Origin of the sequence: Mesorhizobium sp. C395A (genome assembly GCF_030323205.1) — a bacterium.
In the GTDB taxonomy this organism is placed as follows: Bacteria; Pseudomonadota; Alphaproteobacteria; order Rhizobiales; family Rhizobiaceae; genus Mesorhizobium.
This window is the reverse complement of record NZ_CP100473.1, coordinates 250,209-262,179: the sequence shown is the minus strand read 5'-3', so window position 1 is coordinate 262,179 and position 11,971 is coordinate 250,209. Positions and strand designations below refer to the sequence as shown.

Genomic DNA, 11,971 nt, shown 5'->3' with positions numbered 1-11,971 from the left:
TATTTCCGCAAGCGCCGCCCCCTGGCCTTCCCTAGGACAAACCGCCCTGTGGCGCAAACCACCGCCGAATGGCGCAACGGCTCTTGACAATTTTCTAGTGAACAGTTTAGCTGAACAAAATTGCATATCAAAGATAAATTGTTCACAGGGAGGTGCCTGGTGAACAAGAGCGGACGGCAGGCCATCGTCGTTTCGCTGACGGAGGAGACGAAGTGGCCGTGAGTAATGATGCAAGCGAGTCGAAGGCTGGCGAGTTGAAAGCCGCGCCCGGCACTCAAGGTGCGACGGCCGCGAAGCTTTCGGCGCTGTTTGCCGGAACCATGGGGCCGCTGATCGGGCTGCTGCTGCTTTGCCTGGCGCTGACGCTGACCACCGACACGTTCCTCACCGTGCGCAACATCCTCAACGTACTTGACCAGATCACGGTGCTCGGCATCATGGCAATCGGGATGACGCTGGTGATCCTGATCGGCGGCATCGATCTCTCGGTCGGCTCGGTGCTGGCGCTGGCCGCCATGGTGATGGGCTTTGTCTCCCACCCCGACTATCTCAATCTCGGCCTTGCGGCCGGCGTCGTCGCAGCACTGGTCGTCGCCGGCCTTTGCGGACTGGTGTCCGGCCTGCTGGTGACCGTCACCCGGCTGCCGCCGTTCATCGCGACGCTGGCGATGATGTCGGTGGCGCGCGGTCTTGCCAATATGATCACCGACGGTTCGCAGATTGTCGGCTTTCCCGACTGGTTCACCAGCCTGTCGATCATCCGCCATTTCGGCTTCCTGTCGGTCACAGTCGGGGTGATGATGGTGCTGGCGATCGTCTTCGCCATCTTCCTCAACTACCGCGCCACCGGCCGCAGCCTTTACGCCATCGGCGGCAGCGCCGAGGTGGCGCGGCTCTCCGGCATTCCGGTGAAGTCACTGACCAACTGGGTCTACGCCATCTGCGCCGTACTTGCGGGTCTTGCCGGCATCGTGCTCGCCGCGCGGCTGGATTCGGTGCAGCCGAGTTCCGGCCTCGGCTATGAGCTCGACACCATCGCGGCGGTGGTGATCGGCGGCGCCAGCCTGTCGGGCGGCATCGGCTCGATCGGCGGCACCGCGGTCGGCGTACTCATCATCGGCGTGCTGCGCAACGGGCTCAATCTGCTCGGCGTCTCGCCCTTCATCCAGCAGGTGGTGATCGGCGTGGTGATCGCGCTGGCGGTCGCCAGCGATACCTGGCGGCGCAGGGCGCGATAGAGAACGGGGCACAATTGAGAATTCGCCCGGAGCGTCCGGGCGATAGACGGATCGGTCGATCCGAAACTGGGATGTTCCAAGGGGCGCGATGCGCTGGCGGGACAGTTTGACTATCAACGGAGGAAAAACATGCTGACCAAACGTTCACTGCTGCTCGCCGCTGCCGCCATCATTCCTATGCTCGGGCTGACCGACATGGCCTCGGCCAAGGAGGCCAAGAAACTCGGCCTCGCCGTGGCCAATTTGCAGGCCGACTTCTTCAACCAGATCAAGCAGTCGGTCGAAGCCTACGGCAAGGAGAAGGGCATCGAGATCGTCACCGTCGACGCCAAGGGCGATTCAGCGACCCAGGTCAGCCAGGTGCAGGATCTGATCACGCAGAACATCGACGCGCTGATCTACATTCCGGCCGGCGCCACAGCCGCCACCGTGCCGACCAAGACCGCCAAGGCTGCCGGCATCCCGGTCGTCAATGTCGACCGCAACGCCGACGGCGCGCCCGGCGACACCTTCATCGCCACCAACAGTGTCGCCTCGGCGCAGGCGGTGTGCGACTACATCGCCAAGCAGGCCGGCGGCAAAGGCGAACTGATCATCATCCACGGCCAGAAGGGCACCACGCCGGAAGTGGATCGCTCGAAGGGCTGCGGCGAAGCGCTCAAGGCCTATCCCGATATCAAGGTGGTCGGCGAATTGTGGAGCGAAGGCTGGCACCAGGACGAAGGCTTCAAGCTGACGCAGGACCTTTTGCAGTCGCATCCCGATGTCTCCATCGTCATCGGCCAGGCCGATGCGCTGGCGCTGGGTGCGGCACAGGCGGTCAAGGTGGCCAATCCCGGCCACAAGGTCTGGGTTGCCGGCTTCGATGGCGACGTGGCCGCGCTCAAGGCGCTGGAGGACGGCGTGTTCGACGTCACCGCGACGCAGCAGACGCAAGGCATGGGCCGGCTCGCCGTCGATGCGGCGATCAAGCTGGTGGCGGGCGAGAGCGTTCCGGCCGAACAGCTGCAGGATGCGACGCTGACCACCAAGGACAATGTCGAGCAGTTCATCGCCAAGCATCCGTAACGACCGGCACCGCTTAAGAGAGCGCCACGATGTCTCCTGATCCTCGCCACAGCGAAAGCCCGCACAACGGGCTCTTCGTCAACGGCCTTTGCAAGAGCTACGGACCGGTCCAGGTCCTGGCCGATGCAAGCTTTGAGGTGCGGCCGGGCGAGGTTGTGGCGCTGCTCGGCGAAAACGGCGCCGGCAAGTCGACGGTGTCCAATATCATCGCCGGCTCGACCCGGCCCGACGCGGGCACCATCATCTGGCGGGGGAAACCTTATTCCCCCGCCTCGCCTGCCGCGGCAATCGATGCCGGTGTGGGCATGATCCATCAGGAACTGAAGCTGCTGCCGGATCTGTCGGTGGCGGAAAACGTCTATGTCGGGCGCCTGCCGATGCGCGGCGGCCGCATCGACCGCGCAGCAATGAACGCCAATGCCTCGGCGCAGTTGAAGCGGCTTGGCCTCGACGTCTCGCCCGAGCGCAAGGTGGGCACGCTGCGCATCGCCGCCCAGCAGCAGGTCGAGATCGCCAAGGCGCTGACGCTGAATGCCGAATTGCTGATCTTCGACGAACCCACCGCAGCGCTCGGCGGCGAGGAAACGGAGCTTTTGTTCCAGCAGATCCGCAAGCTCAAGGCGGAGGGCATGTCCTTCATCTACATCAGCCATCGTCTCGACGAGATCGCGCAGATTGCCGACCGCGTGATTGTGATGCGCGACGGACGCATCGTCGCCCGCCACGAGCGCGCCGATATTCCCGTGCGCACAGTGGTGGAGCAGATGGTCGGCCGCTCGGTCGAACGGATGTTCCCGCATCTGTCGCCGCCGCGCGAGGAGACGCTGCTCGAGGTCGACAACCTGTCCTCGCCGGAGAAGAGCTTCAACAACGTTTCCTTCTCGGTCAAAGCAGGCGAGATCCTCGGCATTGCCGGGTTGATCGGCGCCGGCCGCACCGAACTGGTGCGGGCGATCGCCGGCGCCGATCCGATCTCGTCGGGCTCGGTGCGCGTTGCCGGCAAACCGGTGCATCTCAGCGGGCCAGCGGCAGCCATCAAGGCCGGCGTCGTGCTGGTGCCGGAAGACCGCAAGGCGCAAGGCGTCGTTCTCGACCAGACCATCGGCGAGAATTTGGCGTTCGGCAATTTCGACCATGTCGCGCCGAAAGGCTGGGTGTTTCCGAAAGCGGTGCAGAAATTCGCCGAAGCCGGCATCGCAAGGCTCGGGGTCAAGGGCAAACCTGGCCAGGCGGTCAGCAAGCTTTCCGGCGGCAACCAGCAGAAGGTGATCATCGCCAAATGGGTGTCGCGACCGCCGAAGGTGTTCATCCTCGATGAGCCGACGCGCGGCATCGATGTCGGTGCGCGTGCGGCAATCTACGACGTCATTGCCGACCTCGCCCGTTCCGGCATGGCGGTGGTGGTGGTGAGCTCCGACCTCGAGGAGGTGCTGGGTCTGTCGCACCGGGTGCTGGTGCTGAGCCGCGGCCGCCAGCGCGGCATTCTCGGCCGCAGCGAGGCCAGCAATGTCGCGGTGATGGAACTCGCCACGAGCTGAGGACAGGAGTCGGAACAAAGCGCAGCAGGTGGTATCCTCCCAAGGACCGGACCGCGCGGGGCGCCAGCAAAGACTGGCGCCCCTTCATTTCAGGAGGGGGAACAACATGAAACTATTCGATCTCAGCGGCGACGTAGCGCTGGTAACAGGCGCCGGCAGCGGCATCGGCCAGGCCATTGCCATCGGGCTCGCCGAAGCCGGCGCCGACATAGCCTGTTTCGGCCATGCCTCGAAAGGCGGGCTGGATGAGACCGCGCACAGGATCGCCGCGCTTGGCCGCAAGGCGGTGGTGCTGACCGGGACGGTGACGTCGGAGGCCGACCTGGCGACCGCAGTCGAGCGCACGGAAAAGGAGCTCGGCGCGCTGACCATCGCCGTCAACAATGCCGGCATTGCAGGAGCCGAGGCCGCCGAGACGCTGTCGCTGGAGAAGTGGCAGAAAATCTACGACGTGAATGTCAGCGGCGTGTTCCTGTCCTGCCAGGCCGAAGCGCGCGCCATGCTGACGCGGCGCAAGGGCTCGATCATCAACATCGCCTCCATGTCGGGTTCGATCGTCAATCGCGGCCTGACCCAGGCGCATTACAATTCGTCGAAGGCGGCGGTCATCCACATGTCGAAAAGCCTCGCCATGGAATGGGCCGATCGCGGCCTGCGCGTCAATGTGGTGAGCCCAGGCTACACGCTGACGCCGATGAACAAGCGGCCGGAGGTCGCCGAACAGGTCAAGATCTTCGAACGCGACACGCCCATGGGGCGCATGGCGACGCCGGAAGAGATGGTCGGCCCGACCGTGTTCCTGGCCAGCCGCGCCGCGAGTTACGTCACCGGCATCGACCTGATCGTCGATGGCGGTTTTGTCTGCTGGTAAGGAGAAAAGATGCAGAAGCGTTTTGAAGGCAAGACTGCGGTCATCACCGGCGCGAGCGGTGGCATCGGCGCGGCGATGGCGAAGCGCTTCGCCGAGGAAGGTGCCGCGGTGGTGGTCAGCGCCATCGATACCCGCGTCGAGGACGTCGCCGCCGGCCTGAAAGCGGCAGGCGCCAAGGTCGCGTCGATGCGCATGGACGTTACCAGGAAGGATGAGGTCACCGCGCTTTACGACCTCGCCGAGAAGGAATTCGGCCGTGTCGACATTTCGGTGCAGAATGCCGGCGTCATCACCATCGCCCGGATCGAGGCGATGACCGAGGCCGAGTGGGACAAGGTGATGGCGGTCAACACCAAGGGCGTGTTCCTGTGCTGTCAGGAAGCGATCGCCCGCATCCGCAAGCATGGCGATGGCGGCCGGCTGATCAACACGGCATCGGGCCAGGCGCGGCAGGGTTTCATCTACACGCCGCATTATGCGGCGTCGAAGTTCGGCGTCGTCGGCATCACCCAGAGCCTGGCCAAGGAAGTGGCCAAGGAAAAGATCACCGTCAACGCGATTTGCCCCGGCATTATCGACACTGACATGTGGGCTTACAACGACGCCGCCTGGGGCAAGCTGATGGGTGACTACAAGCCCGGCGAGCTGATGGCCGAATGGGTGAAGAACATCCCGATGGGACGCGCCGGCAGCGGCGAGGACGTGTCCGGCCTGGTCAGCTTTCTCGCCAGCGACGACGCCACCTACATCACCGGCCAAACCATCAATGTCGATGGCGGCCTGATCATGTCGTGAACGTCAGCTCTGGCGGTTGGCAATCGCCAGTCTGAAATTCCGCAGTGCACAGGGCATCAGCCGTTGCGCCGCATGAACGTTGGTATATATAATTTCATCTCATGAAACGGCCTGGCGGGGATGGGGCTTGCCGGCCGAGACCATGGGACCTTGATGGCTCGCACGTCTGAGAGCGCCGCTGGAGCGGCGATCGATCTGTTGACGATTGCTCACGCAGCAATCCATCCGATGCCATGACGCGGGCCCGCCCGGCATCACATAAACACCAAGTCGAGCAACCATTTCGCCTGCGCAAGTTGCGGCTGCGGCACTGGCTTGGTGCGAACGAGCTTGCGTAACGACCCGCCTTTCCAACACAATCAAGAAAAGACGCAAGAAGGGAACGATCAAGAAATTTCCACATGGTTTGACAGGAGAACAAGCATGTCATTTCGCAGTGTGATTTCGAACCTATCAATGGGAGCCCTTGCGCTTGCCGCCGCAAGTGCGCTTACATCACCGGTCCACGCAGCAGCACCTGAATCCAACGACCCGATCAAGATCGCGCTGTTCGACTGGACCAGCGTCAACCTCAACGCCAAGATCCTTGGCGGTATCCTCGAAAAGCTCGGCTATACCGTCGAATATCCGACAGCCGACTACCTCTCCAGCCTGACCACCGGCCTCACCAATGGCGACCTTGATGTCGGCCTGGAGTTCTGGGACACGACGGCCGGCGAAGCGATGAAGGCTTCAGACGCCACCGGACAGACCGAGCGGCTCGGCAAGCTCGGGCCGAAGGCCAAGGAGGAATGGTGGTTTCCCGAATATATGAAGGAGAAATGCCCCGGCCTGCCCAATTGGGAAGCGCTGAAGGACCCGAAATGCGCCGAGGCGTTCTCGACAGCGGAGACGGCGCCGAAGGGCCGCTATCTCGGCGGCCCGGTAACCTGGGAAGGCTTTGACGACGAGCGCGTCGAGGCGCTGAAGCTGCCCTTCACCGTCATCCATGCCGGCACCGACGCGGCGATGTTCGCCGAGTTGGACTCGGCCTATCAGCGCAAGGCGCCGATCATGCTGTGGATCTATTCGCCGCATTGGGCGCCGGCCAAGTACAAGGGCGAGTGGGTCGAATTCCCGGAGTATACGCCCGAGTGCTACACCGATCCGAAATGGGGCACCAACCCGGATGCCAAATATGATTGCGGCAAGCCGCATGGCGAAATCTGGAAATACTCCTGGTCCGGCATGAAGGACAAATGGCCGATCGCCTACAAGGTGGCCAAGGCCTACACGATCGACACCGATGAGCTCAACAAGATGAGCGGCGAGATCGACCTCGGCGGCAAGACGCCGGAAGACGTCGCGGCCGCCTGGATCGCCGCCCACGAAGCCGACTGGAAAGCCTGGGCGCAGTGATGGCTCCGACTGAAGGCCGGACCCGGCCGTAACGGCCGGGTCCATATCTTCATTCTCCAGAAGGGCCATTGGATGACGGAAGCGACTGAACCGCAGGCGGCTGGTACGCCCAAGGATGTGCGGCCGATAAAGCTTGCCTGCCGCAATGTCTGGAAATTGTTCGGATCGAACGCGGCCAGCTTCATCCGCGAGCGTGACGGCAAGGCCAGCATGGCCGACATCGCCGCGGCCGGACTGGTCGGCGCGGTGCGCGCCGTCGATCTCGAAATCCGCCAGGGCGAGATTTTCATCATCATGGGGCTATCCGGCTCCGGCAAGTCGACGCTGGTGCGCTGCATGTCGCGGCTGGTCGAGCCGACCCACGGCAAGGTCGAATTCGAAGGCAACGACCTGCTCAAGATTTCCGATGCGGCGCTGATCGAACTGCGGCGTCATCGCATGGGTATGGTGTTCCAGAATTTTGCGCTGCTGCCGCATCTGAACGTGCTCGACAACATTGCCTTTCCCCTGAGCATCCAGGGCCAGGATCGACCGACGCGCGAAGCGAGAGCGCGGGAGGTGATCGATCTCGTGGGCTTACGCGGCCGCGAGCATTTCTATCCGCGCGAACTCTCCGGCGGCCAGCAGCAGCGCGTCGGCATTGCCCGCAGCCTCGCGACCAAGCCGGAGATCTGGTTCCTCGACGAGCCGTTCTCGGCGCTCGACCCGCTGATCCGCCGCGAGATGCAGGACGAGCTGATGCGGCTGCAGACCATGCTGCACAAGACCATCGTCTTCATCACCCATGATTTCGACGAGGCGATCAGGCTCGCCGACCGCATCGCCATCATGAAGGATGGTGAGGTCATCCAGACCGGCACGCCGGAACAGCTGGTTGTCAACCCGGCGACCGACTATGTCGCCGAATTCACCCGCGATGTCGACCGCGCCAAGGTGATTTCGGCGCGCAGCCTGATGCGTGCCTGCGATGGCGCCGAACATGGCGGCACGGTTTCGCCCGACGCCAGGATCGCCAGCTTCTCGGCCAGCATTGTCGCGTCGGGTAAGCCCTTCGCCGTGGTCAACGGCAGCGGCAGGCCGATCGGCGAGGTGACGCCGCAATCGGTGATCGAGTTGCTGGCCGGTATCGAGCATACGAGAGCCGGCGCATGACGGTGACGGCAAGCGCCAGCCAAACGAGGCCACCGGTTCAGCGCTGGCTGCTGGTCTGGGCGCTGGCGCTGGCCGCCGTGCTGGTGGTGTTTCTGCTGCAGGACAGACTGCCCTGGGCCGTCAACTATCCGGCCGAGGCGGTTATCCCGGTCGCCGACTGGGTCAGTGCGCTGATGCGCTGGATCAAGTCGAACTTGTCCTGGCTGACCCGCTCGATCACCGCGGTGCTCGGCGTTCCCCTCGATTTCGCGCTCGACCTGCTGGCCAAGAATTTCAAGATTGGTCACGGCGCCGATGCCTATTTCCTGCCGCGCCTGTCCTGGATCGGCGTCTGCGTAGCCGCCTTCATCGCCGGGCACGCCGTGGGCGGTAGAAAACTCGGCCTACTGGTCGGCGGCTGCTTCCTCTACACCGCGCTGTTCGGCCAATGGACCAGCGCCATGCTGACACTGGCACTGATTTCCATCGCCGTGCCCTTCTGCATCGTCACCGGCCTGTTCGCCGGCATCTGGGCGTGGCGCAAGCCATGGGCCGAGCGGCTGATCATCTCCCCAGCGCTTGATCTGATGCAGACCATCCCGACCTTCGCCTATCTCATCCCGATGCTGCTTCTGTTCGGCAACAGCCCGGTCTCGGCGATGATCGCCACCGCCATCTTCGCCACGCCGCCGATGGTGCGGGCAACGATGCTGGGTCTGTCGCGGGTGCCCTCCGAGATCGACGATTTCTCAGAGATGGCCGGCTGCACGGCGCGGCAGAAATTGTGGCGCGTGCTGCTGCCGTCGGCGCGGCCGACACTGATGATCGGCGTCAACCAGGTGATCATGCTGGCGCTGAACATGGTGATCATCGCCTCGATGATCGGCGCCGGCGGCCTCGGCTATGATGTGCTGCTGGCGCTGCGTGCGCTGAAGGTCGGCGAAGCGATGGAAGCCGGGCTCGCCATTGTGGCGCTCGCAATCGCGCTCGACCGGCTGAGCCAGGCGATCGCGCATAAGCAGGCAAAAGGCCACGTTCAACGGCAGGCGAACCAGAGCGTTTGGCGGCGCTATCCCAATCTGTCGCTGGCCATCGCCATCCTGGTCGTGACGACGCTGCTCGGCCTGTTCGTACCGGCCTTCGCGGCGGTGCCGAAGGCGATCACCTTCACCACTGCGCCACTGTGGAAGGCGGCGGTGAGCTGGGTGACGATCAACTTCTTCGACGTGATCGAAGCGTTTCGCGTGGCGCTCATCCTCAATGTACTGAACCCGCTGCGCGCCTTCTGCGAAGGCTTTCCGTGGCTCGGCGCGGTGGCCCTGCTCGGCCTCGCCGGCTACCAGCTCGGTGGCCTGCGTCTCGCCGCCCTCGTCGCCGCGCTGACCGCCTTCTGCGCCGTCACCGGCCTGTGGGAAAAGACCATGGCGACGGTTTATCTCTGCGGCATCTCGGCCTTCATCGCTTGCCTGATCGGCATCCCGATTGGCCTGATGGCCGCGCGCAGCGACCGCTTCGAAAAGATCGTCACGCCCATCATCGACACGCTGCAGGTGCTGCCGTCCTTCTGCTTCATCATTCCTGTGGTGATGCTGTTCCGGGTCGGCGACGTCACCGCCATGATCGCCACGGTCGCCTTCGCCGTGGTGCCGGCGATCCGCTACACCAATCACGGCATCCGGCAAGTGCCGCCGGCGCTGATCGAGGCGGCGAAGGTTTCCGGCTGCACGCCGCGCCAGACCTTCTTTCGGGTACAATTGCCACTGGCGCTTCCCGAAATCATGCTGGGAGTCAACCAGACGATCCTGATGGCGCTGGCGATGATCATCATCTGCGCCATGGTCGGCACACGCGACCTCGGCCAGGAAGTCTTCATCGCGCTGTCCAAGGCCGATTCCGGACGCGGCATTGTCGCGGGTCTCGCCATCGCTTTCATCGGCATCGTCGCAGACCGGCTGTTCAATGCCTGGACGGCGAAGGCGCGGGCAAGACTAGGGTAATTGTTGAATGTCCAATCCCGGCGAACCGCCTTTTGCCGTACTCGTCTTCGACATGGCCAAGACCGGCGAGCCGGACGGGGAGCACGTAGTTTCGGGGTTTGAGACGCTGGAGGCGGCGACGTCCTACGCCATTGCGCGGGTTCGCGCCTCGGTGGAGGAGTTGCGCAAGCCCGGCATCGCCACTGCTGAGCATCGCCAGCTCTGGCACCTCTATGGCGAAGACTGTTCGGTGATGAACGTCGATGTGCGCGGCAGCGATCTTCTCGATGATTTCATTGCGACGCCGGCGACGCCAGCCGAGTGCAACTGGCAGGCGCTGGCGCCCAGGCTGCGCCGCTTCCGCGCCTCGCTACTGATCTCCAACGGCAACAACGAATCCGTCTGGGCCGGCGGCTTCTTTCGCTCGACGTACAGGCTGTCGCGTGACGGCCTGCTCGAGCGCTTTGGCGACGACGCCATTGCCGCCTTCAAAGCCAAGGAGATCGAGCCGGCGGAGCCGACGAAGCTCATGGTCGCCAATTACTTCGAGCTGCCCGACCCGCCCTATCCGCCGCCGGGCGCGGCACTCCGATCCTGGAAGGTCGAGGTCGGTTTCGTCTGCCACGACGTGAAGTTCGGTGGCGACGCCGCCGGAATCTTCGCCTGGCCGCAAGAGCCCACCGACTGGGCGCTCAGAACCATGCAGTTCCTGCTGATGGCCGACATGATGGCCATGCGCGGCGATGGCCCCGACTGGGCCAACGACTGCGAGATACTAACCGCCAAGGTGACGGAGACGGAGGCGCCTCCCGACTATCCGCTGGATTGAAAGGATGATCGTCACCTGCACCGCGGTCGGCACACGCGATCTCGACCCGGAAGTGTCCATCGCACTGTCCAAAGTCGCGGCATTGTCGCGGGCTGGCAACAACCTGCCATCGACATCATCGCGGTCGGTCTTCGACCCCTGAGCCGCGAAAGCTCAAGCACGGCTCGGATAGAACGGTTTCGCCTCTTCTGGAGTTCGCCTCTTTGGAAATGGCAGGCCGCGCTCCAGCTCTTGACTTTGACGCATTTTCGCGCGGAAAGCTGCTTCATCCTCGACCAGCCTGAGCTTGCTGCCGAATGCCCGATCAGCGCGAACCGCCTTTTACTGTCGTCGTCTTCGACATGGCCAAAACCGGCGAGCATGTGGTTTCGGGGTTTGAGACGTTGGATGCGGCTACGTCCTACGCGATTGGTCGGGTTCGCGCCTCGGTGGAAGAGCTGCGCAAGCCCGGCATCGCAGCAGCCGAGCTCCGGCGGCACTGGCATATCCATGGTGAGGATTGCACGGTGCTGAACGCCAATGTGCGCGGCAGCGATCTGCTTGACGATTTCATCGCGACGCCGGGGACACCGGCCGAATGCGACTGGCGGGCGCTGGCGCCACGACTGCGCCGTTTCTACGCCGCTGTGAACGTCTTCAACAACGACGGCAAATCTATCCGGGTCAGCGGCTTTTTCCGCGCGACCTACCGGTTATGGCACGCTGGCCTGCTCGCACGATTTGGCGACGACGCCATCGCCTCCTTCAAAGCCAAAGGTATCACCCCGGCAGTGCCGACGAGAGTCTCGGTCGACCATCACTTCGAGCAGCCCGATCCGCCGCGCCCGCCGCCCAGCGATATCAGGCCGTTGCTGTCCTGGAAGGTCGAGATCGATTTCGGCTGCACCGATGTGAGGTTCGGCGCCAAAACCGACGGCGTCTTCGCCTGGCCCGAGGAGCCGACCGGCCGGGCACTCAACGATATGACACATCTGCTGATGGCTGACAGACTGTCTATTTACGGCACCGGCCCGGAGGGCGCCTATTATAGCGAATTGGTTTGGGCAAAGGTGACGGAGACCGATGCGGCTGCCGACTACCCTCTGGATTGAAACCGTGCCGGTGCCGGCGCATTGTTTTGCATCACG

11 protein-coding genes are annotated in these 11,971 nt (G+C 63.6%); all 11 read left to right on the top strand.

Annotated features, from left to right (window positions below; genetic code table 11):
• Positions 1–254 precede the first annotated feature (254 nt).
• Positions 255–1,238 (top strand): ABC transporter permease, encoded by a 984-nt coding sequence (locus tag NLY37_RS01150; RefSeq protein ID WP_050587411.1) that lies wholly within the window; start codon positions 255–257, stop codon positions 1,236–1,238.
• Between the two features lie 129 nt (positions 1,239–1,367).
• Positions 1,368–2,306: a sugar ABC transporter substrate-binding protein gene (locus NLY37_RS01145; RefSeq protein ID WP_023740657.1), complete on the top strand. Its 939-nt coding sequence runs from the start codon at positions 1,368–1,370 to the stop codon at positions 2,304–2,306.
• 29 nt (positions 2,307–2,335) lie between these two features.
• Positions 2,336–3,844, top strand: coding sequence for a sugar ABC transporter ATP-binding protein (locus NLY37_RS01140; protein ID WP_023740656.1), 1,509 nt, complete (start codon positions 2,336–2,338; stop codon positions 3,842–3,844).
• Between the two features lie 106 nt (positions 3,845–3,950).
• Positions 3,951–4,715 carry an SDR family oxidoreductase gene (locus NLY37_RS01135; RefSeq protein WP_023740655.1) on the top strand — a complete coding sequence of 255 codons (765 nt, stop codon included), beginning with the start codon at positions 3,951–3,953 and terminating at the stop codon, positions 4,713–4,715.
• A 9-nt stretch (positions 4,716–4,724) separates the two neighbouring features.
• Positions 4,725–5,510 carry a glucose 1-dehydrogenase gene (locus NLY37_RS01130; RefSeq protein ID WP_023696617.1) on the top strand — a complete coding sequence of 262 codons (786 nt, stop codon included), beginning with the start codon at positions 4,725–4,727 and terminating at the stop codon, positions 5,508–5,510.
• Between the two features lie 423 nt (positions 5,511–5,933).
• Positions 5,934–6,908 (top strand): ABC transporter substrate-binding protein, encoded by a 975-nt coding sequence (locus NLY37_RS01125; RefSeq protein WP_023740654.1) that lies wholly within the window; start codon positions 5,934–5,936, stop codon positions 6,906–6,908.
• Positions 6,909–6,980: 72 nt separating this feature from the next.
• Entirely contained in the window at positions 6,981–8,060 is a 1,080-nt protein-coding gene (locus NLY37_RS01120; RefSeq protein WP_023740653.1) for a quaternary amine ABC transporter ATP-binding protein, read from the top strand.
• On the top strand, positions 8,057–10,036 hold the full coding sequence (locus NLY37_RS01115; protein WP_023740652.1) for an ABC transporter permease: 1,980 nt from the start codon (positions 8,057–8,059) through the stop codon (positions 10,034–10,036). The genes NLY37_RS01120 and NLY37_RS01115 overlap by 4 nt, the downstream gene beginning before the upstream one ends.
• Positions 10,037–10,043: 7 nt before the next feature.
• Positions 10,044–10,844 carry a hypothetical protein gene (locus NLY37_RS01110; RefSeq protein WP_023740651.1) on the top strand — a complete coding sequence of 267 codons (801 nt, stop codon included), beginning with the start codon at positions 10,044–10,046 and terminating at the stop codon, positions 10,842–10,844.
• Positions 10,845–10,848: 4 nt separating this feature from the next.
• Complete coding sequence (locus tag NLY37_RS01105; RefSeq protein WP_023740650.1) at positions 10,849–10,986, top strand: hypothetical protein; 138 nt, start codon at positions 10,849–10,851, stop codon at positions 10,984–10,986.
• 154 nt (positions 10,987–11,140) lie between these two features.
• Positions 11,141–11,935, top strand: a complete 795-nt coding sequence (locus NLY37_RS01100; RefSeq protein WP_023740649.1) for a hypothetical protein — start codon at positions 11,141–11,143, stop codon at positions 11,933–11,935.
• Positions 11,936–11,971 lie beyond the last annotated feature (36 nt).

Excerpts from the sequence above, each read along its gene's own strand:
- NLY37_RS01145 (WP_023740657.1), top strand. The coding sequence starts at position 1,368 with ATGCTGACCAAACGTTCACTGCTGCTCGCCGCTGCCGCCATCATTCCT.
- NLY37_RS01140 (WP_023740656.1), top strand. The coding sequence starts at position 2,336 with ATGTCTCCTGATCCTCGCCACAGCGAAAGCCCGCACAACGGGCTCTTC.
- NLY37_RS01135 (WP_023740655.1), top strand. The coding sequence starts at position 3,951 with ATGAAACTATTCGATCTCAGCGGCGACGTAGCGCTGGTAACAGGCGCC.
- NLY37_RS01130 (WP_023696617.1), top strand. The coding sequence starts at position 4,725 with ATGCAGAAGCGTTTTGAAGGCAAGACTGCGGTCATCACCGGCGCGAGC.
- NLY37_RS01125 (WP_023740654.1), top strand. The coding sequence starts at position 5,934 with ATGTCATTTCGCAGTGTGATTTCGAACCTATCAATGGGAGCCCTTGCG.
- NLY37_RS01120 (WP_023740653.1), top strand. The coding sequence starts at position 6,981 with ATGACGGAAGCGACTGAACCGCAGGCGGCTGGTACGCCCAAGGATGTG.
- NLY37_RS01115 (WP_023740652.1), top strand. The coding sequence starts at position 8,057 with ATGACGGTGACGGCAAGCGCCAGCCAAACGAGGCCACCGGTTCAGCGC.
- NLY37_RS01110 (WP_023740651.1), top strand. The coding sequence starts at position 10,044 with ATGTCCAATCCCGGCGAACCGCCTTTTGCCGTACTCGTCTTCGACATG.
- NLY37_RS01105 (WP_023740650.1), top strand. The coding sequence starts at position 10,849 with ATGATCGTCACCTGCACCGCGGTCGGCACACGCGATCTCGACCCGGAA.
- NLY37_RS01100 (WP_023740649.1), top strand. The coding sequence starts at position 11,141 with ATGCCCGATCAGCGCGAACCGCCTTTTACTGTCGTCGTCTTCGACATG.